Source organism: Pseudomonas asgharzadehiana (genome assembly GCF_019139815.1).
Lineage (GTDB): Bacteria > Pseudomonadota > Gammaproteobacteria > Pseudomonadales > Pseudomonadaceae > Aquipseudomonas > Aquipseudomonas asgharzadehiana.
Map to the genome: position 1 here is coordinate 5,658,529 of NZ_CP077079.1, position 24,380 is coordinate 5,682,908.

Consider the following 24,380-nt stretch of genomic DNA (forward strand, 5'->3'; position numbering starts at 1 on the left):
ATTAACCCTCGACACGCAGCATGTAGTAAGCCTTGTTGATCATCCCGCGATTCTCGGGAGTATCCTGGACTTCTACAGTGTGACCGATGCGACGCAGACCCAAACCCTTAACGCACAATTTGTGGTTAGGGATGCGACCGGTCATGCTTTTGATCAGCGTTACTTTAACGGTAGCCATGATCAGAAGATCTCCTTGACGCTTTTGCCACGCTTGGCGGCAATGGATTCAGGAGATTGCATAGCTTTCAAACCCTTGAAAGTGGCGTGAACCACGTTTACTGGGTTAGTCGAGCCGTAGCACTTGGCCAGAACGTTCTGAACGCCAGCAACTTCGAGAACAGCACGCATAGCGCCGCCAGCGATGATACCGGTACCTTCAGAAGCAGGCTGCATGTACACCTTCGAAGCGCCATGGGCGGATTTCATTGCGTACTGCAGAGTGGTGCCGTTCAGATCAACTTGGATCATGTTGCGACGAGCAGCTTCCATTGCCTTCTGGATCGCAGCAGGCACTTCACGCGACTTGCCACGGCCGAAGCCAACACGCCCTTTACCATCACCCACCACGGTCAACGCGGTGAAAGTGAAGATACGGCCGCCTTTAACGGTTTTGGCTACGCGGTTAACTTGAACCAGCTTCTCAATGTAGCCTTCGTCGCGCTTTTGGTCGTTATTTGACATAACTTAGAACTCCAGCCCAGCTTCACGAGCAGCATCAGCCAGCGCTTTAACGCGGCCATGGTACTTGAAGCCAGAGCGGTCGAAAGCCACTTGCGAGACGCCAGCGGCCTTAGCACGCGTAGCGACCAGCTGGCCAACCTTTGTGGCCGCGTCGATGTTGCCAGTGGCACCATCACGCAGTTCTTTATCCAAAGTCGAGGCACTTGCCAGAACTTTGTTGCCGTCGGCCGAGATGACCTGGGCGTAGATGTGCTGCGACGAGCGGAACACGCAGAGACGCACGACTTCGAGTTCGTGCATTTTCAGGCGTGCTTTGCGAGCGCGACGCAGTCGAGTAACTTTTTTGTCGGTCATTTGCTATGCCCTACTTCTTCTTGGCTTCTTTACGACGGACGACTTCGTCCGCGTAGCGCACACCTTTGCCTTTGTACGGCTCTGGTGGACGGAAGTCGCGGATCTCAGCGGCCACCTGACCTACCAGCTGCTTATCAATACCCTTGATCAGGATATCGGTTTGGCTAGGGGTCTCAGCGGTGATGCCTTCCGGCAGTTCGTAATCCACTGGGTGCGAGAAGCCAAGGGCCAGGTTCAAAACCGTGCCTTTTGCTTGCGCTTTGTAACCAACACCGACCAGCTGGAGCTTACGCTCGAAGCCTTGGCTTACGCCTTGGACCATGTTGTTTACCAACGCACGCGTGGTACCGGCCATTGCGCGAGTTTGTTGATCGCCATTGCGAGCAGCGAAACGCAGCTCACCAGCTTCTTCAACGATCTCAACGGACGAATGGATGTTCAGTTCAAGAGTGCCCTTGGCACCCTTCACCGAAAGCTGTTGGCCTGCGAATTTGACTTCGACACCGGCTGGCAGCTTAACGGGGTTCTTAGCGACGCGAGACATGCTTATCCCCCCTTAGAACACAGTGCAAAGAACTTCGCCGCCGACACCGGCAGCGCGCGCAGCACGATCCGTCATCACACCTTTGTTGGTGGAGACGATAGACACGCCCAGACCGCCACGAACTTTCGGCAGATCTTCAGCGGACTTGTACTGACGCAGGCCTGGACGGCTAACGCGCTTCACTTCCTCGATGACCGAACGGCCTTCGAAGTACTTCAGCTCGATGGACAGCAGTGGTTTGATTTCGCTGCTGATCTGATAACCCGCAATGTAGCCTTCGTCTTTCAGGACTTTGGCAACAGCTACCTTCAACTTGGAAGATGGCATGCTTACGACGGACTTTTCAGCCATCTGGGCATTACGGATACGAGTTAGCATGTCCGCTAACGGGTCCTGCATACTCATGGGCTAGACGCTCCTAATACAAAAAAATTAGCCTTACGGCTACATATGTCGCCGAGAATCTCCGAGCATAGAAAACACGGGCTCAGGCGAGCCGGGTATTCTAGACACACTCCGGAAATGAAACAAGCCCCAAAAGGGGCTTGTTCCAGATTCAAGGTCACCGGTGGTCAGTATCTTTCGATTCAGACCACCTGGACGTTGAAAGTACTTACCAGCTGGCTTTAACCAGACCTGGTACGTCACCACGCATTGCCGCTTCACGCAGCTTGTTACGGCCGAGGCCGAACTTGCGGTAAACACCGTGCGGACGACCAGTCAGGCGGCAGCGGTTACGCATGCGCGAGGCGCTTGCGTCACGTGGCTGCTTCTGCAGGGCAACTGTAGCTTCCCAACGCGCTTCTGGACTTGCGTTCAGATCAACGATGATTGCTTTCAGTGCTGCACGCTTTTTGGCGTACTTGGCAACCGTGAGCTGACGCTTCAGCTCGCGATTTTTCATGCTCATCTTGGCCATGGTCCTACTCCAATCAGTTGCGGAACGGGAATTTGAAAGCACGCAACAGGGCGCGACCTTCATCATCGTTCTTGGCAGTGGTGGTCAGGGTGATGTCCAGACCGCGGAGAGCATCGATCTTGTCGTAGTCGATTTCCGGGAAGATGATCTGCTCTTTCACGCCCATGCTGTAGTTACCACGACCATCGAAGGACTTGGCATTCAGGCCGCGGAAGTCGCGAACCCGAGGCAGGGAGATCGACAGCAGACGATCCAGGAATTCGTACATACGCTCACGGCGCAGGGTCACTTTGACGCCGATCGGCCAACCTTCACGGACTTTAAAGCCAGCGATGGATTTCCGAGCGTAGGTCACAACGACTTTCTGGCCGGTGATCTTTTCCAGGTCAGCAACAGCGTGCTCGATGACTTTTTTGTCGCCGATCGCTTCGCCCAGACCCATGTTCAGGGTGATTTTGGTAACGCGCGGAACTTCCATCACGTTCCCGAGCTTAAGTTCTTCCTTAAGCTTGGGGGCGATTTCCTTCCGGTAAATCTCTTGTAGTCGTGCCATGGTCTTATCTACCTAGCAGTGTTCAAGCATCAACCGCTTTTTGGGTCGACTTGAAGACACGAATTTTCTTACCGTCTTCTACTTTGAAACCAACACGATCAGCCTTGTTGGTTTCGCCGTTGAAAATGGCGACGTTAGAAGCGTGCAGTGGCGCTTCTTTTTCGACGATACCGCCCTGTACGCCCGACATCGGGTTAGGCTTGGTATGACGCTTGACCAGGTTCAGACCACCAACGACCAGACGGTCATCAGCGAGAACCTTCAGCACCTTACCGCGCTTACCTTTGTCTTTGCCGGCGATCACGATGATCTCGTCGTCACGACGAATCTTTTGCATGTCGGATCTCCTTACAGCACTTCTGGGGCGAGCGAGACGATCTTCATGAACTTCTCAGTACGAAGTTCACGGGTCACTGGCCCAAAGATACGGGTGCCGATCGGCTCTTGCTTGTTGTTCAGAAGAACAGCAGCGTTGCCGTCAAAGCGGATAATGGAGCCATCTGCACGGCGTACGCCGTGACGAGTGCGGACTACAACAGCAGTCATCACTTGGCCTTTTTTCACTTTACCGCGAGGAATTGCTTCCTTGACGGTAACTTTGATGATGTCACCGATACCAGCGTAACGACGATGGGAGCCACCCAGCACCTTGATGCACATAACACGGCGAGCGCCGCTGTTATCGGCCACATCGAGCATGGATTGAGTCTGAATCATATAATTTCTCCGACCCCTAGTCCTTAGACTTCCACAGCGCGTTCGAGAACATCAACCAGCGCCCAAGACTTGGTCTTGGCCATCGGACGAGTTTCACGAATAGTGACTTTGTCGCCGATGTGGCACTGATTGGTTTCGTCGTGCGCGTGCAGCTTAGTCGAACGCTTAACATATTTACCGTAGATCGGGTGCTTAACGCGACGCTCGATCAGAACGGTGATGGTTTTGTCCATCTTGTCGCTGACAACACGGCCAGTCAGCGTACGGACAGTCTTTTCGGCTTCAGCCATGATCACTTACCTGCCTGCTGGTTGAGCACAGTCTTCACGCGAGCAATGTCACGCTTAACTTGCGAGAGCAGATGAGACTGCCCCAACTGGCCAGTTGCTTTCTGCATACGCAGATTGAACTGGTCGCGCAGCAGGCCGAGCAGTTGCTCGTTCAGCTGCTGTGCGGATTTTTCACGAAGTTCATTCGCTTTCATCACATCACCGTCCGTTTAACAAAGGCGGTGGCGAGCGGCAGCTTTGCAGCAGCCAGGGCAAAAGCCTCACGCGCCAGCTCTTCAGTTACACCCTCGATTTCATACAGGACTTTGCCTGGCTGAATCTGGGCTACCCAGTATTCCACGTTACCCTTACCTTTACCCATCCGAACCTCGAGAGGTTTTTTGGAGATCGGCTTGTCCGGGAATACACGGATCCAGATCTTGCCGCCACGTTTAACGTGACGGGTCAGTGCACGACGCGCTGACTCGATCTGACGAGCGGTGAGACGACCACGAGCTACAGACTTCAGCGCGAACTCGCCGAAGCTGACTTTGCTACCGCGCTGAGCCAGACCACGGTTGTGGCCTGTCATCTGCTTGCGGAACTTCGTACGCTTTGGTTGCAACATTTGGCGTACCCCTTACTTAGCAGCTTTTTTACGAGGCGCTGGTGCTTGTGGTTTCAGTTCTTCTTGGCGACCACCAATTACTTCGCCTTTGAAGATCCAAACCTTTACACCGATCACACCATAAGTGGTGTGAGCTTCGTAGTTGGCATAGTCGATGTCGGCACGCAGGGTGTGCAGTGGCACACGACCTTCGCGATACCATTCAGTACGTGCGATTTCAGCACCGCCGAGACGACCGCTCACTTGGATTTTGATGCCTTTGGCACCAATGCGCATGGCGTTCTGTACAGCGCGCTTCATAGCGCGACGGAACATTACGCGACGCTCCAGCTGCTGAGCTACGCTCTGCGCAACCAGCATACCGTCGAGTTCCGGCTTACGGATCTCTTCGATATTGATGTGCACAGGCACACCCATTTGCTTGGTCAGGTCCTGACGCAGTTTCTCAACATCTTCACCTTTCTTCCCGATAACGATACCTGGACGAGCGGTGTGGATGGTGATACGTGCAGTTTGGGCCGGACGATGGATATCGATACGGCTTACGGACGCGCTTTTTAGTTTGTCTTGGAGATACTCACGCACCTTCAGATCAGCGAACAAGTAGTCCGCATAAGTCCGACCGTCTGCGTACCAGACGGAGGTGTGCTCCTTGACGATTCCCAGGCGAATGCCAATGGGATGTACTTTCTGACCCATCTCTTCGACTCCGTTACTTGTCAGCAACCTTGACAGTGATATGGCAAGACCGCTTGACGATGCGATCAGCACGGCCTTTGGCACGTGGCATGATGCGCTTCAGCGAACGCCCTTCGTTGACGAAAACGGTGCTGACCTTCAGGTCATCAACGTCTGCGCCTTCGTTATGCTCGGCGTTGGCTACGGCCGACTCCAGCACTTTCTTCATGATCTCGGCGGCTTTCTTACTGCTGAAAGCCAACAGGTTGAGCGCTTCGCCCACCTTCTTCCCGCGGATCTGGTCGGCGACCAAGCGGGCTTTCTGGGCGGAGATTCGAGCGCCCGACAACTTAGCGGCTACTTCCATTTCCTAACCCCTTAACGCTTGGCTTTCTTGTCAGCCACGTGCCCACGATAAGTGCGGGTACCGGCGAACTCGCCCAGTTTGTGGCCAACCATGTCTTCGTTCACGAGAACTGGGACGTGCAGACGACCGTTGTGTACAGCGATGGTCAAACCGACCATTTGTGGCAGGATCATCGAACGGCGCGACCAGGTTTTCACCGGTTTGCGATCGTTCTTTTCCGCCGCCACTTCGATCTTCTTCAGTAGGTGAAGATCAATAAAAGGACCTTTTTTCAGAGAACGTGGCACTGTCGTATCCCTCTATTTACTTGCGACGACGGACGATCATTTTGTCGGTACGCTTATTACCACGAGTCTTCGCGCCCTTAGTCGGGAAGCCCCATGGCGATACCGGATGACGACCACCAGAGGTACGACCTTCACCACCACCGTGTGGGTGGTCAACCGGGTTCATGGCAACACCACGAACGGTTGGGCGAACGCCACGCCAGCGTTTGGCACCAGCTTTACCCAGCGAACGCAGGCTGTGCTCGGAGTTCGAGACTTCACCCAGGGTCGCGCGGCATTCAGCCAGCACTTTACGCATCTCACCAGAACGCAGACGCAGGGTCACGTAGACACCTTCACGAGCGATCAGCTGAGCCGAAGCACCAGCGGAACGAGCGATTTGCGCGCCTTTACCTGGCTTCAATTCGATGCCGTGTACGGTGCTACCAACTGGAATGTTACGCAGCTGCAGAGCGTTGCCCGGCTTGATCGGCGCCAGAGCACCTGCGATCAGCTGGTCGCCAGCGCTCACGCCTTTAGGGGCGATGATGTAGCGACGCTCGCCATCTGCGTACAGCAGCAGAGCGATGTGAGCAGTACGGTTTGGATCGTATTCAATACGCTCGACAGTGGCAGAGATGCCATCTTTGTCGTTGCGACGGAAGTCGACCAGACGATAATGCTGCTTATGGCCACCACCGATGTGACGAGTGGTAATACGACCATTGTTGTTACGACCACCAGTCTTCGATTTTTTCTCGAGCAGCGGTGCGTGAGGAGCGCCTTTATGCAGCTCCTGGTTGACCACCTTGACCACAAAACGGCGGCCAGGGGAAGTCGGTTTGCATTTAACGATTGCCATGATGCACCCCTTCCTTACTCAGCACTGCTGCTGAAATCGAGATCTTGGCCTGGCTGAAGGGAGATAACTGCCTTCTTCCAGTCATTACGCTTGCCCAGACCGCGAGCAGTGCGCTTGCTCTTACCCAGAACGTTCAGGGTAGTAACACGCTCTACTTTCACGCTGAACAGGCTTTCGACGGCCTTCTTGATTTCCAGCTTGGTTGCGTCAGTTGCAACCTTGAAAACGAACTGGCCTTTCTTGTCAGCCAGAACCGTAGCCTTTTCGGAAACGTGCGGGCCAAGCAGAACTTTAAATACGCGTTCCTGGTTCATCCCAGCAGCTCCTCGAATTTCTTCACGGCCGACACGGTGATCAACACCTTGTCGTATGCGATCAGACTAACTGGATCGGAACCTTGCACGTCACGTACATCAACGTGTGGCAGGTTGCGAGCAGCCAGGTACAGGTTCTGATCAACAGCTTCAGACACGATCAAAACGTCGGTCAGGCTCATGTTGTTCAGTTTGCCCAGCAGATCTTTGGTTTTTGGACTTTCAACAGCGAAGTCCTGAACCACGACCAGACGATCAGTACGCACGAGTTCAGCAAGGATGGAGCGCAGAGCTGCGCGGTACATCTTCTTGTTGAGCTTCTGAGAGTGATCCTGTGGACGAGCTGCGAAAGTGGTACCGCCGCCACGCCAGATTGGGCTACGGATAGTACCGGCACGAGCACGGCCAGTGCCTTTCTGACGCCAAGGGCGCTTACCGCCACCACGAACGTCGGAACGGGTCTTTTGCTGCTTGCTACCTTGACGGCCGCCGGCCATGTAGGCCACGACTGCTTGGTGAACCAGCGTCTCGTTGAATTCGCCGCCAAATGTCAGTTCGGAAACTTCGATCGCTTGAGCGTCATTTACATTTAATTGCATGTCAGCTTCCCCTTAACCGCGAGCCTTGGCCGCTGGACGTACAACCAGGTTGCCGCCAGTAGCGCCAGGAACAGCACCCTTGACCAACAACAGATTGCGTTCAGCGTCGACGCGCACTACTTCGAGGGACTGCACGGTCACGCGCTCAGCGCCCATATGACCGGACATTTTTTTGCCCTTGAATACACGACCAGGAGTCTGGCACTGGCCAATAGAGCCCGGGACGCGGTGGGAGACGGAGTTACCGTGAGTGTTGTCTTGGCCACGGAAATTCCAACGCTTGATCGTACCCTGGAAGCCTTTACCCTTGGACTGACCGGTTACATCAACCAGTTGACCAGCGGCGAAGATTTCAGCGTTGATCAGATCGCCAGCCTGGTAGTCGCCGTCTTCAAGACGGAACTCCATAACAGTGCGACCAGCTGCAACGTTTGCTTTAGCGAAGTGACCCGCTTGAGCAGCAGTCACACGCGAAGCACGACGCTCGCCTACAGTGACTTGCACTGCACGATAGCCATCGGTTTCTTCAGTTTTGAACTGGGTGACGCGATTCGGCTCGATCTCAATGACCGTGACCGGAATGGAGACACCTTCTTCGGTGAAAATACGGGTCATACCGCATTTACGACCGACTACACCAATAGTCATGTTGTAAACCTCATGAGTGTACGGGGCTTTCACCCGCTATGGCCGCCCATTTCAGAGCGTTACACGACTAAGACCCAAGTCTTAGCCGAGGCTGATCTGTACTTCCACACCGGCCGCCAGATCGAGCTTCATAAGTGCATCAACGGTTTTATCCGTTGGCTGGACGATGTCCAGTACGCGCTTATGAGTACGGATCTCGTACTGGTCACGCGCGTCTTTGTTGACGTGCGGGGAGACCAGAACGGTGAACCGCTCTTTACGGGTAGGCAGTGGAATTGGACCACGCACTTGTGCACCAGTACGTTTCGCGGTTTCCACGATTTCCTGGGTGGATTGGTCGATCAGGCGATGGTCAAAAGCCTTCAACCTGATACGGATTTGCTGATTTTGCATTGGATTTCAGACTCCGGCTGCTATTCCCAGCGAGCGCAATACGCCCGTTAAAAGGAGGCGCAATTCTATAGACGCCCCAGATAGGTGTCAACCCAATAAAAAAGGCCCCCGCTAAGCGGGGGCCTTCTCAAAACCAAGAGCTATCTCGAAAGAGATAATTACTCGATGATTTTAGCTACAACGCCAGCACCAACGGTACGGCCGCCTTCGCGAATAGCGAAACGCAGACCGTCTTCCATTGCGATGGTTTTGATCAAGGTAACAACCATTTTGATGTTGTCGCCCGGCATTACCATCTCAACGCCTTCCGGCAGTTCGCAGTTGCCAGTCACGTCAGTAGTACGGAAGTAGAACTGTGGACGGTAGCCTTTGAAGAACGGAGTGTGACGACCGCCTTCTTCTTTGCTCAGCACGTACACTTCAGCTTCGAACTTGGTGTGCGGCTTAACCGAACCTGGCTTAACCAGAACCTGGCCACGCTCAACGTCGTCACGCTTGGTACCACGCAGCAGAACGCCGCAGTTCTCGCCAGCACGACCTTCGTCGAGCAGCTTACGGAACATTTCAACACCGGTGCAGGTGGTGACGGTAGTGTCACGCAGACCAACGATTTCCAGTGGATCTTGAACCTTAACGATACCGCGCTCGATACGACCAGTCACAACAGTACCGCGACCAGAGATCGAGAATACGTCTTCGATTGGCATCAGGAACGGCTTGTCGATAACACGAACTGGGTCTGGGATGTAGCTGTCCAGAGTTTCAACCAGTTTACGAACGGACGTGGTGCCCATTTCGTTGTCATCTTTGCCTTCCAGAGCCATACGAGCAGAACCGATGATGATCGGAGTGTCGTCGCCTGGGAAGTCGTAAGTGCTCAGCAGATCGCGCACTTCCATCTCAACCAGTTCCAGCAGCTCAGCGTCGTCTACCAGGTCAGCCTTGTTCAGGTAAACCACGATGTACGGAACACCTACCTGACGGGACAGCAGGATGTGCTCACGGGTTTGTGGCATCGGACCATCAGCGGCCGAGCAAACCAGGATCGCGCCGTCCATCTGGGCAGCACCGGTGATCATGTTCTTCACATAGTCAGCGTGACCTGGGCAGTCAACGTGAGCGTAGTGACGGATCAGCGAGTTGTATTCAACGTGCGCGGTGTTGATGGTGATACCACGAGCTTTTTCTTCTGGTGCGCTGTCGATTTTATCGAAATCAACGATTGCAGAACCGAATACTTCGGAGCAAACGCGAGTCAGAGCAGCAGTCAGAGTGGTTTTACCGTGGTCAACGTGACCGATGGTGCCAACGTTGACGTGCGGTAGGGAACGATCAAATTTTTCTTTAGCCACGACAATTAACTCCTTGCCTAAAGGACTGAATCAGCCTTGTTTTTTGGATACAGTTTCAGCGATGTGCGCCGGAGCTGTGTTGTATTTTTTGAATTCCATAGAGTAGCTTGCGCGCCCCTGGGACATGGAGCGAACGTCGGTCGCATAACCGAACATCTCACCCAACGGAACCTCGGCGCGAATCACTTTGCCGGAAACCGTGTCTTCCATACCCAAGATCATGCCGCGACGACGGTTAAGGTCGCCCATGACATCACCCATATAGTCTTCAGGTGTAACAACTTCTACCGCCATGATTGGCTCAAGCAACTCACCACCGCCCTTCTGGGCCAGTTGCTTGGTTGCCATGGAAGCAGCCACCTTGAACGCCATCTCGTTGGAGTCGACGTCGTGGTAAGAACCGTCAAAAACGGTTGCTTTCAGGCCGATCAGCGGATAGCCGGCAACAACACCGTTCTTCATCTGCTCTTCGATACCCTTCTGGATAGCAGGGATGTATTCCTTAGGAACAACACCACCCACTACTTCGTTCACGAATTGCAGACCTTCCTGACCTTCGTCAGCAGGAGCAAAACGGATCCAGCAGTGACCGAACTGACCACGACCGCCGGACTGACGAACGAACTTGCCTTCGATTTCACAGTTCTTCGTGATGCGCTCACGATAGGAAACCTGAGGCTTACCGATGTTGGCTTCGACGTTGAACTCACGGCGCATCCGGTCAACCAGGATGTCCAGGTGCAGCTCGCCCATGCCGGAGATGATCGTTTGACCAGTCTCTTCATCAGTCTTGACACGGAAAGATGGATCTTCCTGAGCAAGCTTGCCCAGAGCGATACCCATTTTTTCCTGGTCATCCTTGGTCTTAGGCTCTACGGCAACCGAAATAACCGGCTCCGGGAAGTCCATGCGAACCAGGATGATTGGCTTGGCAGCGTCGCACAAAGTCTCACCAGTGGTGACGTCCTTCATGCCGATCAGGGCCGCGATGTCACCAGCGCGTACTTCCTTGATCTCTTCGCGGGCGTTTGCGTGCATTTGCACCATACGACCCACACGCTCTTTCTTGCCTTTAACCGAGTTGATCACGCCGTCGCCGGAGGCCAACACGCCCGAGTAAACGCGGACGAAGGTCAAAGTACCCACGAATGGGTCGGTAGCGATCTTGAACGCCAGAGCCGAGAACGGCTCGCTATCATCGGCGTGACGCTCCATCTCTTCTTCCTCGTTATCAGGGTTGGAACCCTTGATAGCAGGAATGTCGGTTGGAGCAGGCAAGTAGTCGATAACGGCGTCGAGAACCAGGGGAACGCCCTTGTTCTTGAAGGAAGAACCGCAAACAGCCAGGACGATTTCGCCAGCAATAGTACGCTGACGCAGAGCGGCCTTGATTTCCACGTTGGTGAGTTCTTCACCTTCGAGGTACTTGTTCATCAGCTCTTCGCTGGCTTCGGCAGCAGCCTCAACCATGTTGTTACGCCACTCGTCAGCCAGCTCCTGCAACTCTGCAGGGATAGGCTTACGAACAGGAACCATACCTTTGTCGGAGTCGTTCCAGTAAACAGCTTCCATGTTGATCAGATCGATCTGACCCTGGAAGTTGTCTTCGGAACCGATCGCCAATTGGATTGGCACCGGAGTGTGACCCAGACGCTGCTTGATCTGACCGATCACGCGCAGGAAGTTGGCACCAGCACGGTCCATCTTGTTTACGTAAACAAGACGTGGAACGCCGTATTTGTTGGCTTGACGCCATACGGTTTCCGACTGAGGCTCAACACCCGAGGTACCGCAGAACACAACGACAGCGCCGTCGAGTACGCGCAGAGAACGTTCAACTTCAATGGTGAAGTCTACGTGGCCCGGGGTATCGATTACGTTGAAGCGATGCTCGTCTTTGTACTGCTTCTCGGAACCTTTCCAGAAGGCGGTAATAGCAGCAGAAGTAATGGTAATACCACGCTCCTGCTCCTGAACCATCCAGTCTGTGGTCGCGGCGCCGTCATGCACCTCGCCCATTTTGTGACTTTTGCCGGTGTAAAACAGTACGCGCTCAGTGGTGGTGGTTTTACCAGCATCCACGTGAGCAACGATACCGATGTTACGGTAGCGGCTAATCGGAGTAGTACGAGCCATAAAGCCCTCGCAAAATTAGTGAAGCTAAGATTAGAAGCGGTAGTGCGAGAAAGCTTTGTTAGCTTCAGCCATACGGTGCACGTCTTCACGCTTCTTAACAGCAGCACCTTTACCTTCAGCAGCGTCCAACAGTTCGCCAGCCAAACGCAGAGCCATAGACTTCTCGCCGCGCTTACGGGCGAAGTCTACCAACCAGCGCATTGCCAGAGCGTTACGACGGGACGGACGAACTTCAACCGGAACCTGGTAAGTAGCACCGCCTACACGGCGCGACTTCACTTCGACCAGCGGAGCGATGGCGTCGAGAGCTTTCTCGAAGATTTCCAGGGGGTCGCTGTTCTTGCGTTCTTTAACCTTTTCCAGCGCGCCATAAACGATACGCTCGGCAACGGCTTTCTTGCCGCTTTCCATCACGTGGTTCATGAACTTGGCCAGGATTTGGCTTCCGTATTTTGGATCGTCAAGCACTTCGCGCTTGGCTGCTACGCGTCTTCTTGGCATGGATAAGCCCTCAAACGGTCTTCAGGTTCGTTCGGAATCGGTGCCCTTGCGGGACGCCTCCGACCTTACTCTTATCGACTCAGAAAATAAGATGATTCAGTTTTACAAAAAGCCGCTACTACTTAGGCTTCTTGGTACCGTACTTCGAACGACCCTGGTTACGACCTTTAACGCCGGAAGTATCCAAGGAACCGCGTACGGTGTGGTAACGAACACCTGGCAAGTCTTTTACACGACCGCCGCGGATCAGTACCACGCTGTGCTCTTGCAGGTTGTGACCTTCACCACCGATGTACGAGGAAACCTCGAAACCGTTGGTCAGGCGCACACGGCATACTTTACGCAGTGCCGAGTTAGGTTTTTTCGGCGTGGTGGTATACACACGAGTGCATACGCCACGACGTTGCGGGCAGTTCTGCAGCGCAGGCACGTCGGATTTCTCGACGATACGCTTACGCGGCTGACGTACCAGCTGGTTGATAGTTGCCATCTACTAGCTCCACTGTTGTCTTGCGACGCTATTGTCTTGCAAGAAAAGCAAAATGGCAGGAACGAATTCCCGCCAAATTTAGGGGTACAAGAGTCTAAAGAGGATCTTGCCCCCAGTCAAGGCAAGGCCCCGACCTCCCCTCTCGTCGAATCGGGGCAAAAATGCCTCGATCCGACGAATGGGGCTGCCAGGGCCCAGACTCATCTATCGCAGAACTCAGTTACCGCTTGAGTTCAGCGCTTCGGTCAGTGCAGCTTCCACTTCACTGGCGCTCACGCGCAGCGGCTTGTCCGCATCACGGCGGCGCTTACGCTCGCTGTGGTAAGCCAAACCGGTACCGGCTGGGATCAGACGACCCACAACCACGTTTTCTTTCAGGCCGCGCAGGTAATCGCGCTTGCCGGTTACCGCTGCTTCGGTCAGTACGCGAGTGGTCTCCTGGAAGGAGGCCGCCGAGATGAACGACTCAGTGGACAACGACGCCTTGGTGATACCCAGCAGCACGCGAGTGAACTTGGAGACAAATTTCTCTTCGTTCGCCAGGCGCTCGTTTTCTACCAGTACGTGAGTCAGTTCCATCTGGTCGCCCTTGATGAAACTGGAATCGCCGGATTCAGCGATTTCAACTTTACGCAGCATCTGACGCAGAATGGTCTCGATGTGCTTGTCGTTGATCTTCACGCCTTGCAGACGGTAAACGTCCTGGATCTCGTTAACGATGTACTTGGCCAGCGCACTCACACCCAGCAGACGCAGAATGTCGTGTGGATCGCTTGGGCCGTCGGAGATAACTTCGCCGCGGTTTACCTGTTCGCCTTCGAACACGTTCAGGTGACGCCACTTCGGAATCAGCTCTTCATACGGATCGCTACCGTCGTTCGGGGTAATGACCAGACGGCGCTTGCCTTTAGTCTCTTTACCAAACGCGATGGTGCCGCTGACTTCAGCCAGAATCGACGCTTCTTTCGGACGACGAGCTTCGAACAAGTCGGCAACACGCGGCAGACCACCGGTGATGTCACGGGTCTTCGAAGTTTCTTGCGGGATACGCGCGATAACGTCACCGATCGCGATCTTCGCACCGTCCGCTACACCGACCAGGGCGTTGGCTGGCAGGAAGTACTGAGCGATTACGTCAGTGCCTGGCAGCAACAGATCCTTGCCGTTGTCATCGACCATCTTCACGGCAGGACGAATGTCTTTACCGGCAGCTGGACGATCTTTGGCGTCGAGTACTTCAATGTTGGTCATACCGGTCAATTCGTCAGTCTGACGCTTGATCGTGATGCCTTCTTCCATGCCCACGTAGGTCACGGTACCTTTCATTTCGGTAACGATTGGGTGAGTGTGCGGATCCCACTTGGCCACGATTGCGCCAGCGTCGACCTTGTCACCTTCTTTAACCGAAATCACAGCACCGTACGGCAGCTTGTAGCGCTCACGCTCACGACCGTAGTCATCAGCGATGGCCAGCTCACCCGAACGGGAAACAGCAACCAAGTGGCCATCCACTCGCTCAACGTGCTTCAGGTTGTGCAGACGGACGGTACCGCCATTCTTCACCTGAACGCTGTCGGCTGCGGAGGTCCGGCTTGCCGCACCACCGATGTGGAACGTACGCATGGTCAGCTGGGTACCCGGCTCACCGATGGACTGTGCGGCAATAACGCCGACCGCTTCACCGATGTTCACCTGGTGACCACGAGCCAAATCACGGCCGTAGCACTTGGCGCAGATGCCGTAGCGGGTTTCACAGCTGATCGGCGAGCGAACGATCACTTCGTCGATGCTGTTGAGCTCGATGAACTCGACCCACTTCTCGTCGACCAGAGTGCCGGCAGGAACGATAACTTCCTCGGTACCTGGCTTGAATACGTCACGGGCAATAACACGACCCAATACGCGCTCACCCAGCGGCTCTACAACGTCACCGCCTTCAATGTGCGGAGTCATCAGCAGGCCGTGCTCGGTACCACAATCGATCTCGGTTACTACCAAGTCTTGTGCAACGTCTACCAGACGACGAGTCAGGTAACCGGAGTTAGCGGTTTTCAACGCGGTATCCGCCAGACCTTTACGAGCACCGTGAGTCGAGATGAAGTATTGGAGTACGCTCAAACCTTCACGGAAGTTCGCGGTAATCGGCGTCTCGATGATGGAACCGTCCGGCTTGGCCATCAGGCCACGCATACCGGCGAGCTGACGGATCTGCGCAGCAGAACCCCGTGCGCCCGAGTCGGCCATCATGTACATCGAGTTGAAGGATTCCTGGTCAACTTCGTCGCCGTGACGGTCGATAACCTTCTCTTTCGAGAGGTTGGCCATCATCGCCTTGGAGACTTCGTCGTTGGCCTTGGACCAAAGGTCGATCACTTTGTTGTACTTCTCGCCCTGTGTTACCAGGCCCGAGGCGTACTGGCTTTCGATCTCTTTCACTTCATCGGTAGCAGCCGCGATGATGCGAGCTTTTTCATCCGGGATAACGAAGTCGTTAACGCCGATGGAAACGCCGGAAATAGTCGAGTAAGCAAAACCGGTGTACATCAACTGGTCAGCGAAGATCACGGTCTCTTTCAAACCAACCACGCGGTAGCACTGGTTGATCAGCTTGGAGATCGCCTTTTTCTTCATCGGCAAGTTGACGACGTCGTACGACAGACCTTTTGGCACAACTTGGTACAACAGCGCACGGCCGACAGTAGTGTCGACGATACGGGTGTTGCTCACGCTGCCGCCGTCACGGTCGTTGACGGTTTCGTTGATCCGAACTTTGACCTTGGCGTGCAGTGCGGCTTCGCCGGCACGGAACACACGGTCAACTTCCTGCAGGTCAGCGAATACTCGACCTTCGCCTTTGGCGTTGATCGCTTCGCGGGTCATGTAGTACAGACCCAATACAACGTCCTGCGACGGAACGATGATTGGCTCACCGTTGGCTGGCGACAGAATGTTGTTGGTCGACATCATCAACGCACGCGCTTCCAACTGGGCTTCCAGTGTCAGCGGTACGTGCACGGCCATTTGGTCGCCGTCGAAGTCGGCGTTGTACGCGGCGCAGACCAGAGGGTGCAGCTGGATAGCCTTACCTTCGATCAGAACCGGTTCAAACGCCTGGATACCCAGACGGTGAAGGGTCGGTGCACGGTTGAGGAGGACCGGGTGTTCGCGGATTACTTCAGCGAGAACGTCCCAAACCTCTGGCAGTTCGCGCTCGACCATTTTCTTGGCCGCTTTGATAGTGGTCGCGAGACCGCGCATTTCCAGCTTGCCGAAGATGAACGGCTTGAACAGCTCGAGTGCCATCTTCTTAGGCAGACCGCACTGGTGCAGACGCAGGGTCGGGCCTACGGTAATTACCGAACGACCGGAGTAGTCAACACGCTTACCGAGCAGGTTCTGACGGAAACGACCTTGCTTACCCTTGATCATGTCAGCCAGGGATTTCAGAGGACGCTTGTTGGAACCGGTGATAGCGCGGCCACGACGACCGTTGTCGAGCAGGGCATCGACCGCTTCTTGCAACATACGCTTTTCGTTGCGCACGATGATGTCCGGAGCGGACAGATCGAGCAGGCGCTTCAAGCGGTTGTTACGGTTGATCACGCGGCGGTACAGGTCGTTGAGGTCGGACGTCGCGAAACGACCACCGTCCAACGGCACCAGCGGACGCAGGTCTGGCGGCAGAACCGGCAGAACGGTCAGCACCATCCACTCTGGCAGGTTGCCGGAACCCTGGAAGGCTTCCATCAACTTCAGACGCTTGGACAGTTTCTTGATCTTGGTTTCGGAGTTGGTTTGCGGAATTTCTTCGCGCAGACGGCCAATCTCGTGCTCCAGGTCGATAGCGTGCAGCAGTTCACGGACAGCTTCGGCACCCATGCGGGCATCGAAATCGTCACCGAACTCTTCCAGCGCCTCAAAATACTGCTCATCGTTCAGCAACTGACCTTTTTCAAGGGTGGTCATGCCTGGATCGATAACGACGTAGCTCTCGAAGTAGAGAACGCGCTCGATATCACGCAGGGTCATGTCCATCAGCAGGCCGATACGGGACGGCAGCGATTTCAGGAACCAGATGTGGGCAACTGGCGAAGCCAGTTCGATGTGCGCCATGCGCTCACGACGAACCTTGGCCAATGCGACTTCAACGCCGCACTTCTCGCAGATCACACCACGATGCTTCAAGCGCTTGTACTTACCGCACAGGCACTCGTAATCCTTTACCGGGCCAAAGATCTTGGCGCAGAACAGGCCGTCACGTTCAGGTTTGAACGTACGGTAGTTGATCGTTTCCGGCTTTTTAACTTCACCGAACGACCACGAACGGATCATCTCAGGCGATGCCAACCCAATACGGATGGCGTCGAACTCTTCGACTTGACCCTGGTTTTTCAGCAAATTCAGTAGGTCTTTCAAGGCCTTTCCTCCTGGCGGAGCAGAGAGCGGGCATCACTGCCTCGCTCTCGATTCGCGTCACGTGTTATTCGGTTTCCAGATCGATATCGATGCCGAGGGAACGAATTTCTTTGATCAACACGTTGAAGGACTCGGGCATGCCCGGCTCCATACGGTGATCGCCGTCCACGATGTTTTTGTACATCTTGGTACGACCGTTCACATCGTCCGACTTCACTGTGAGCATTTCTTGCAGAGTGTATGCAGCACCGTATGCTTCCAGTGCCCAGACCTCCATCTCCCCGAAACGCTGACCACCGAACTGAGCCTTACCACCCAGCGGCTGCTGGGTAACCAGGCTGTACGAACCGGTAGAACGAGCGTGCATCTTGTCGTCTACCAAGTGGTTCAGCTTCAGCATGTACATGTAGCCAACAGTAACCGGGCGCTCGAACTTGTTGCCGGTGCGGCCGTCGAACAGCTGCATCTGGCCGCTTTCCGGCAGGTCTGCCAGCTTCAGCATGGCCTTGATTTCGCTTTCCTTGGCACCGTCGAATACCGGGGTAGCCATTGGAACGCCGCCGCGCAGGTTCTTCGCCAGATCCAGGATTTCCTGATCGGAGAAGGTGTCCAGCTCTTCGTTGCGACCGCCGATCTCGTTGTAGATCTCGTGCAGGAACTTGCGCAGGTCTGCGACCTTGCGCTGCTCTTCGATCATGCGGTTGATCTTTTCGCCCAGACCTTTGGCCGCGAGGCCCAGGTGGGTTTCAAGGATCTGACCAACGTTCATACGCGAAGGTACGCCCAACGGGTTGAGGACCACATCGACCGGGGTGCCATTGGCATCGTGCGGCATGTCTTCAACCGGCATGATCACGGAGACCACACCTTTGTTACCGTGACGACCGGCCATCTTGTCGCCCGGCTGAATGCGGCGACGGATTGCCAGGTAAACCTTGACGATTTTCAGCACGCCTGGAGCCAGGTCATCGCCCTGCTGCAGTTTGCGCTTCTTGTCTTCGAACTTGTCGTCCAGCAGACGGCGACGATCAACGATGTAAGCCTGGGCCTTCTCGAGCTGCTCGTTAAGAGCATCTTCAGCCATGCGCAGTTTGAACCACTGGCCGTGTTCAAGACCGTCGAGGATTTCGTCGGTGATGTCTTGACCTTTCTTCAGACCTGCGCCGCCTTCGGCCTTGTGGCCTACCAGAGCGGAGCGCAGACGTTCGAAGGTCGCGCCTTCAACGATACGGAACTCTTCGTTCAGGTCCTTACGGATCTCGTCGAGCTGAGTCTTCTCGATGGACAGTGCGCGAGCATCACGCTCAACGCCGTCACGAGTGAAGACCTGTACGTCGATGACAGTACCCTTGGTACCGGTAGGTACACGCAGGGAAGTGTCTTTAACGTCGCTGGCTTTTTCACCGAAGATGGCACGCAGCAGCTTCTCTTCCGGAGTCAGTTGGGTCTCGCCTTTCGGAGTGACCTTACCGACCAGGATGTCGCCAGCGCCAACTTCAGCACCTACATAAACGATACCGGCTTCATCCAGCTTGTTCAGTGCAGCTTCACCCACGTTCGGGATGTCTGCAGTGATTTCCTCAGGCCCAAGCTTGGTGTCACGTGCCACACAGGTCAGTTCCTGAATGTGGATCGTGGTGAAGCGGTCTTCTTGAACGACACGCTCGGACAGGCAGATGGAGTCTTCGAAGTTGAAGCCGTTCCATGCCATGAACGCGATGCGCATGTTCTGACCCAGTGCCAGCTCACCCATATCGGTGGACGGGCCGTCGGCCATGATGTCGCTACGCTGGACGCGATCACCCTTGCTCACCAGCGGACGCTGGTTGATGCAGGTGTTCTGGTTCGAGCGGGTGTATTTGGTGAGGTTGTAGATGTCGACACCGGCTTCGCCAGTTTCAACTTCATCATCCGCAACACGAACCACGATACGGCTTGCATCAACGGAGTCGATCACGCCGCCACGACGAGCCACGACGCAAACGCCGGAGTCACGGGCTACGTTACGCTCCATGCCGGTACCTACCAGCGGCTTGTCAGCGCGCAGGGTCGGTACAGCTTGACGCTGCATGTTGGAACCCATCAACGCACGGTTGGCGTCATCGTGCTCCAGGAACGGGATCAGCGACGCCGCAACAGAAACTACCTGCTTGGGCGATACGTCCATCAAGGTGACGTCTTCCGGCGCCTTGACGGTGAACTCGTTCAAGTGACGAACAGCTACCAGCTCGTCGATCAGGACTTTCTTGTCGTTCATCGTGGCCGAAGCCTGAGCGATCACGTGATCAGCTTCTTCGATGGCGGACAGGAAAACGATCTCGTCGGTGACCAGAGCGTCTTTCACCACGCGGTACGGGCTCTCAAGGAAGCCGTACTGGTTGGTGCGCGCATAAGCGGCCAAGGAGTTGATCAGACCAATGTTCGGACCTTCCGGCGTTTCGATCGGGCAAACACGACCGTAGTGCGTCGGGTGTACGTCACGAACTTCAAAGCCTGCACGCTCACGCGTCAGACCGCCCGGGCCCAGTGCGGATACGCGGCGCTTGTGGGTGATCTCGGAGAGCGGGTTGTTCTGGTCCATGAACTGGGAAAGCTGGCTGGAACCGAAGAACTCTTTCACCGCCGCAGCCACTGGCTTGGCGTTGATCAGGTCTTGCGGCATCAGGCCTTCGCTTTCAGCCATCGACAGACGCTCTTTGACCGCACGCTCAACACGTACCAGGCCAACGCGGAACTGGTTTTCAGCCATCTCGCCTACGCAGCGAACACGACGGTTACCCAAGTGGTCGATGTCATCGACGATGCCTTTACCGTTACGGATGTCGACCAGGGTCTTCAGGACCGCAACGATGTCTTCCTTGCACAACACGCCCGAACCTTCGATCTCGGTGCGACCGATACGACGGTTGAACTTCATCCGGCCGACCGCAGACAGGTCGTAGCGCTCAGGGCTGAAGAACAGGTTATTGAACAGGGTCTCGGCAGCGTCTTTGGTTGGCGGCTCACCAGGACGCATCATGCGATAGATCTCGACCAGCGCTTCCAATTGGTTGCTGGTGGAGTCGATCTTCAGTGTGTCGGAGATGAACGGACCGCAGTCGATATCGTTGGTGTACAGGGTCTCGATGCGAACAACCTGGGCCTTGGCGATCTTCGCCAGGATCTCGGTGTTCAGCTCGGTGTTGCACTCAGCCAGGATTTCGCCTGTAGCCGGATGAACGATGACCTTGGCGGTCGTGCGACCCAGGACGTAGTCCAGAGGCACGTCCAGCGACTTGATACCGGCTTTTTCGATCTGGTTGATGTGGCGCGCAGTAATACGGCGGCCCGCCTCAACAATGACCTTGCCTTTTTCATCCTGGATGTCCAGAACGGCAATTTCACCACGCAGACGCGATGCAATCAGTTCCAGGCTGAGGGTTTCATCCTTCAGGCTGAATACGTTGGTGGTGTAGAAAGCATCCAGCACTTGCTCAGTGGTATAGCCGAGCGCGCGCAGCAGTACCGAGGCCGGCAGCTTGCGACGACGGTCGATACGCACGAACACGCAGTCTTTCGGATCGAACTCGAAGTCCAACCACGAACCGCGGTACGGAATGATCCGCGCGGAGTACAGGAGCTTACCGGAGCTGTGCGTCTTGCCGCGGTCGTGGTCGAAGAACACGCCCGGCGAACGGTGCAGCTGGGAAACGATCACACGTTCGGTACCATTGATAACGAAGGTACCGTTCTCAGTCATCAATGGGATTTCGCCCATGTAGACTTCTTGCTCTTTGATGTCCTTGATCGCTTTGTTCGACGATTCTTTGTCGAAAATGATCAAACGGACTTTTACCCGCAAAGGTACGGCGTACGTAACACCGCGCAATACGCATTCTTTGACATCAAATGCCGGTTCGCCCAGGCGATAACCGACGTACTCCAGCGCAGCATTGCCGGAGTAGCTGATGATCGGGAAAACGGATTTGAAGGCCGCATGCAGGCCCACGTCGCGGAACTGATCTTTGGTCGCTCCCGCCTGCAAGAATTCACGATACGAATCCAGCTGGATAGCCAGAAGGTACGGGACATCCATGACGTCCGGCAACTTGCTAAAGTCCTTGCGGATACGTTTTTTCTCAGTATATGAGTAAGCCATCAGCGTTCCCCAGCTTGGTCACCTGCTTGTTTGGCCCCTCCGACGGGAGCAGCCAGAAAATCTCGCAAACCCCATGGTTTGCACCACCGCATCGGGTGGCTACAGCGCGTTAATGGTAGCGACCGAGTCGACAACCAAGAACGGAAAAAGGCCGGTGGCAAGTGCCACCAGCCATCAGCCTTCAGCTTAACGCGTGGGCTGGAGACGCAAGGTCGATGCTTACTTCAGCTCGACTTTAGCGCCTGCTTCTTCCAGAGTAGCTTTGGCTTTGTCAGCGGCGTCTTTCGACACTGCTTCCAGAACCTGGGCAGGAGCGCCGTCAACTACAGCCTTGGCTTCTTTCAGGCCCAGACCGGTCAGCTCACGTACTGCCTTGATCACGTTTACTTTCTTCTCGCCAGCTTCCAGCAGCATGACGTTGAATTCGGTTTGCTCTTCAGCAGCGACAGCAGCAACAGCTGGACCAGCGGAAGCAGCGGCAGCGGAAACGCCGAATTTTTCTTCGAAAGCTTTGATCAGCTCAACAACCTGCAGAACCGACATTTCAGCTACGGCGTTGAGGATATCGTCTTGGGAGATAGACATTGCTGTATTTCCTGAATTGGGGGACGGCCTACGCGGCCATCGAAATAAACAAAAATACGCGAGAGAAGTCGCTCAGCCTTAGGCTGCGGCAGCTTCTTTTTGCTCGCGAACTGCGGCCAGAGTACGAGCCAACTTGCTGGTAGCGCCTTGAATCACGCTCATCAGCTGAGAAATAGCTTCGTTACGGGTCGGCAGTGTTGCCAGTACGTCGATTTGGTTAGCTGCGAGGAACTTGCCCTCGAACGCAGCTGCCTTGATCTCGAACTTATCCTGACTCTTGGCAAATTCCTTGAACAAACGGGCAGCAGCACCTGGATGTTCCTTGGAAAACGCGATCAGAGTCGGGCCAGTGAACACGTCGTTGAGGACACTGTATTCAGTGTCAGCAACAGCGCGCTTGAGCAGGGTGTTACGTACAACACGTACGTATACGCCAGCTTCACGAGCCTCTTTACGGAGTCCGGTCATAGCGCCTACTGTCACACCACGGGCATCAGCCACGACAGCGGACAGAGCAGCTTTGGCAGCCTCGTTGACTTCAGCGACGATGGCCTTCTTGTCTTCGAGATTAATTGCCACGGGTTTAACTCCTGCTTGTTACCGTTTCATCTGGCCGAAGCCGGATGTCGTTTTGGTGTCTGATTCGGTAAGGAACCGGGAGCACCATCTGCGTAGGCTTGTGGTTTAAGACTTTCGTCGCCTACGGTCTTGGATAGCCCCCGCCAGGCAGGGACCCCAATTTTTCCAATCGGCGCAATCGCTTGCGCCAATTTGTGTCTTATACGTCCAGCGAGCCTTGGTCGATGACCAGACCTGGGCCCATAGTGGTGCTCAGGGTAACGCGCTTGACGTAGATACCTTTCGAGGAAGCAGGCTTGATACGCTTCAGATCAGCGATCAGGGCTTCAACGTTTTCCTTCAGCTTGACGGCATCGAAGCCGACTTTGCCAACGGAAGTGTGAATGATGCCGTTTTTGTCGGTGCGATAACGAACCTGACCAGCCTTGGCGTTTTTAACCGCGGTAGCTACGTCTGGCGTTACAGTGCCGACTTTAGGGTTAGGCATCAGGCCACGTGGACCCAGGATCTGACCCAACTGACCTACAACACGCATTGCATCCGGGGAAGCAATAACGACGTCATAGTTCAGGTCGCCGCCTTTCATTTCGGCAGCCAGGTCGTCCATACCCACGCGATCAGCGCCGGCAGCCAGAGCAGCTTCAGCTGCAGGGCCTTGGGTGAAGACAGCAACACGTACAGTCTTACCAGTACCGTGTGGCAGCACAGTAGCGCTACGAACGACCTGGTCGGATTTACGTGGGTCAACACCCAGGTTCACAGCAACGTCAACAGACTCGCTGAACTTGACAGTCGACAGCTCGGTCAGCAGAGCAGCAGCGTCTACAAAGTTGTAGGACTTGCCCGCTTCGATTTTGCCGGCGATAGCCTTTTGGCGCTTGGTCAGCTTAGCCATTACACACCCTCCACGTTAAGGCCCATGCTACGAGCAGAACCGGCGATGGTACGCACGGCTGCATCCATATCAGCTGCAGTCAGATCCGCGTTTTTGGTTTTCGCGATTTCTTCCAGCTGAGCACGAGTCACGGTGCCAACCTTAACGGTGTTAGGACGAGCGGAGCCGCTAGTCAGACCAGCAGCTTTCTTCAACAGAACCGAAGCCGGGGTCGACTTGGTTTCGAAAGTGAAGCTACGGTCGCTGTATACAGTGATGATCACTGGAGTCGGCAGACCTGGCTCAAGCCCCTGAGTACGGGCGTTGAAGGCCTTGCAGAATTCCATGATGTTCACGCCGTGCTGACCCAGAGCTGGACCGACGGGTGGGCTAGGGTTGGCCTGAGCGGCCTTCACTTGCAGCTTGATGTAAGCGGTAATTTTCTTGGCCATGAGGCACTCCAATTACGGGTTCAAGCGCCTCGAAAGGCTCCCCGGTTACTTGCGCGTTTATCCCA

Annotated in this window: 30 protein-coding genes; all 30 read right to left on the reverse strand. The window is 55.1% G+C overall.

The window, feature by feature from the left end; all coding sequences use genetic code 11:
* Position 1 precedes the first annotated feature (1 nt).
* Complete coding sequence (gene rpmD, locus KSS96_RS25695) at positions 2-178, reverse strand: 50S ribosomal protein L30 (RefSeq protein WP_003176408.1); 177 nt, start codon at positions 176-178, stop codon at positions 2-4.
* 2 nt (positions 179-180) lie between these two features.
* The gene (rpsE, locus tag KSS96_RS25700) at positions 181-681 is read right to left on the reverse strand and encodes a 30S ribosomal protein S5 (RefSeq protein WP_003186035.1); all 501 of its coding nucleotides are present in this window, start codon (positions 679-681) and stop codon (positions 181-183) included.
* A 3-nt stretch (positions 682-684) separates the two neighbouring features.
* Complete coding sequence (rplR, locus tag KSS96_RS25705) at positions 685-1,035, reverse strand: 50S ribosomal protein L18 (protein WP_003186037.1); 351 nt, start codon at positions 1,033-1,035, stop codon at positions 685-687.
* A 10-nt stretch (positions 1,036-1,045) separates the two neighbouring features.
* Positions 1,046-1,579 (reverse strand): 50S ribosomal protein L6, encoded by a 534-nt coding sequence (gene rplF, locus KSS96_RS25710; protein WP_003176412.1) that lies wholly within the window; start codon positions 1,577-1,579, stop codon positions 1,046-1,048.
* A 12-nt stretch (positions 1,580-1,591) separates the two neighbouring features.
* The gene (rpsH, locus tag KSS96_RS25715) at positions 1,592-1,984 is read right to left on the reverse strand and encodes a 30S ribosomal protein S8 (protein WP_003176413.1); all 393 of its coding nucleotides are present in this window, start codon (positions 1,982-1,984) and stop codon (positions 1,592-1,594) included.
* 208 nt (positions 1,985-2,192) lie between these two features.
* Positions 2,193-2,498 (reverse strand): 30S ribosomal protein S14, encoded by a 306-nt coding sequence (rpsN, locus tag KSS96_RS25720; protein ID WP_003176414.1) that lies wholly within the window; start codon positions 2,496-2,498, stop codon positions 2,193-2,195.
* Between the two features lie 13 nt (positions 2,499-2,511).
* A complete protein-coding gene (gene rplE, locus KSS96_RS25725) occupies positions 2,512-3,051 on the reverse strand; it encodes a 50S ribosomal protein L5 (RefSeq protein WP_003194642.1) in 540 nt (179 codons plus the stop codon).
* A gap of 22 nt (positions 3,052-3,073) precedes the next feature.
* A complete protein-coding gene (rplX, locus tag KSS96_RS25730; protein ID WP_007896770.1) occupies positions 3,074-3,388 on the reverse strand; it encodes a 50S ribosomal protein L24 in 315 nt (104 codons plus the stop codon).
* A gap of 11 nt (positions 3,389-3,399) precedes the next feature.
* Positions 3,400-3,768 (reverse strand): 50S ribosomal protein L14, encoded by a 369-nt coding sequence (rplN, locus tag KSS96_RS25735; protein ID WP_002555479.1) that lies wholly within the window; start codon positions 3,766-3,768, stop codon positions 3,400-3,402.
* Positions 3,769-3,791: 23 nt separating this feature from the next.
* Positions 3,792-4,058, reverse strand: a complete 267-nt coding sequence (rpsQ, locus tag KSS96_RS25740; protein ID WP_003194644.1) for a 30S ribosomal protein S17 — start codon at positions 4,056-4,058, stop codon at positions 3,792-3,794.
* Positions 4,059-4,060: 2 nt separating this feature from the next.
* Positions 4,061-4,252: a 50S ribosomal protein L29 gene (gene rpmC / locus KSS96_RS25745; RefSeq protein ID WP_002555481.1), complete on the reverse strand. Its 192-nt coding sequence runs from the start codon at positions 4,250-4,252 to the stop codon at positions 4,061-4,063.
* Positions 4,252-4,665 (reverse strand): 50S ribosomal protein L16, encoded by a 414-nt coding sequence (gene rplP, locus KSS96_RS25750; RefSeq protein WP_003232424.1) that lies wholly within the window; start codon positions 4,663-4,665, stop codon positions 4,252-4,254. The genes rpmC and rplP overlap by 1 nt, the downstream gene beginning before the upstream one ends.
* Before the next feature lie 12 nt (positions 4,666-4,677).
* Complete coding sequence (rpsC, locus tag KSS96_RS25755) at positions 4,678-5,364, reverse strand: 30S ribosomal protein S3 (protein ID WP_003176422.1); 687 nt, start codon at positions 5,362-5,364, stop codon at positions 4,678-4,680.
* A gap of 13 nt (positions 5,365-5,377) precedes the next feature.
* A complete protein-coding gene (rplV, locus tag KSS96_RS25760; RefSeq protein WP_003103908.1) occupies positions 5,378-5,710 on the reverse strand; it encodes a 50S ribosomal protein L22 in 333 nt (110 codons plus the stop codon).
* 11 nt (positions 5,711-5,721) lie between these two features.
* Entirely contained in the window at positions 5,722-5,997 is a 276-nt protein-coding gene (gene rpsS, locus KSS96_RS25765; protein ID WP_003232420.1) for a 30S ribosomal protein S19, read from the reverse strand.
* 16 nt (positions 5,998-6,013) lie between these two features.
* Positions 6,014-6,838 carry a 50S ribosomal protein L2 gene (rplB, locus tag KSS96_RS25770; protein WP_003176423.1) on the reverse strand — a complete coding sequence of 275 codons (825 nt, stop codon included), beginning with the start codon at positions 6,836-6,838 and terminating at the stop codon, positions 6,014-6,016.
* Positions 6,839-6,852: 14 nt separating this feature from the next.
* A complete protein-coding gene (gene rplW, locus KSS96_RS25775; RefSeq protein WP_002555488.1) occupies positions 6,853-7,152 on the reverse strand; it encodes a 50S ribosomal protein L23 in 300 nt (99 codons plus the stop codon).
* A complete protein-coding gene (rplD, locus tag KSS96_RS25780) occupies positions 7,149-7,751 on the reverse strand; it encodes a 50S ribosomal protein L4 (RefSeq protein ID WP_003176424.1) in 603 nt (200 codons plus the stop codon). The genes rplW and rplD overlap by 4 nt, the downstream gene beginning before the upstream one ends.
* Before the next feature lie 12 nt (positions 7,752-7,763).
* Complete coding sequence (rplC, locus tag KSS96_RS25785) at positions 7,764-8,399, reverse strand: 50S ribosomal protein L3 (protein WP_003194649.1); 636 nt, start codon at positions 8,397-8,399, stop codon at positions 7,764-7,766.
* An 81-nt stretch (positions 8,400-8,480) separates the two neighbouring features.
* Positions 8,481-8,792 (reverse strand): 30S ribosomal protein S10, encoded by a 312-nt coding sequence (gene rpsJ, locus KSS96_RS25790; RefSeq protein WP_003186070.1) that lies wholly within the window; start codon positions 8,790-8,792, stop codon positions 8,481-8,483.
* Positions 8,793-8,950: 158 nt separating this feature from the next.
* Entirely contained in the window at positions 8,951-10,144 is a 1,194-nt protein-coding gene (tuf, locus tag KSS96_RS25795) for an elongation factor Tu (RefSeq protein WP_003176426.1), read from the reverse strand.
* Between the two features lie 30 nt (positions 10,145-10,174).
* Positions 10,175-12,280 (reverse strand): elongation factor G, encoded by a 2,106-nt coding sequence (gene fusA, locus KSS96_RS25800; RefSeq protein ID WP_017525957.1) that lies wholly within the window; start codon positions 12,278-12,280, stop codon positions 10,175-10,177.
* A gap of 30 nt (positions 12,281-12,310) precedes the next feature.
* Complete coding sequence (rpsG, locus tag KSS96_RS25805) at positions 12,311-12,781, reverse strand: 30S ribosomal protein S7 (protein WP_002555493.1); 471 nt, start codon at positions 12,779-12,781, stop codon at positions 12,311-12,313.
* 118 nt (positions 12,782-12,899) lie between these two features.
* Positions 12,900-13,271 (reverse strand): 30S ribosomal protein S12, encoded by a 372-nt coding sequence (rpsL, locus tag KSS96_RS25810; RefSeq protein WP_002555494.1) that lies wholly within the window; start codon positions 13,269-13,271, stop codon positions 12,900-12,902.
* A gap of 216 nt (positions 13,272-13,487) precedes the next feature.
* Positions 13,488-17,687, reverse strand: coding sequence for a DNA-directed RNA polymerase subunit beta' (gene rpoC, locus KSS96_RS25815; protein ID WP_017525956.1), 4,200 nt, complete (start codon positions 17,685-17,687; stop codon positions 13,488-13,490).
* Positions 17,688-17,751: 64 nt separating this feature from the next.
* On the reverse strand, positions 17,752-21,825 hold the full coding sequence (gene rpoB, locus KSS96_RS25820) for a DNA-directed RNA polymerase subunit beta (RefSeq protein WP_017525955.1): 4,074 nt from the start codon (positions 21,823-21,825) through the stop codon (positions 17,752-17,754).
* 219 nt (positions 21,826-22,044) lie between these two features.
* Positions 22,045-22,410, reverse strand: a complete 366-nt coding sequence (gene rplL / locus KSS96_RS25825; RefSeq protein WP_003176432.1) for a 50S ribosomal protein L7/L12 — start codon at positions 22,408-22,410, stop codon at positions 22,045-22,047.
* Between the two features lie 78 nt (positions 22,411-22,488).
* A complete protein-coding gene (gene rplJ / locus KSS96_RS25830) occupies positions 22,489-22,989 on the reverse strand; it encodes a 50S ribosomal protein L10 (RefSeq protein ID WP_010174464.1) in 501 nt (166 codons plus the stop codon).
* Between the two features lie 199 nt (positions 22,990-23,188).
* Positions 23,189-23,884, reverse strand: a complete 696-nt coding sequence (gene rplA, locus KSS96_RS25835; RefSeq protein WP_003176434.1) for a 50S ribosomal protein L1 — start codon at positions 23,882-23,884, stop codon at positions 23,189-23,191.
* Positions 23,884-24,315, reverse strand: coding sequence for a 50S ribosomal protein L11 (gene rplK / locus KSS96_RS25840; RefSeq protein WP_003176435.1), 432 nt, complete (start codon positions 24,313-24,315; stop codon positions 23,884-23,886). Before rplK ends, rplA begins: the two co-directional genes overlap by 1 nt.
* Positions 24,316-24,380 lie beyond the last annotated feature (65 nt).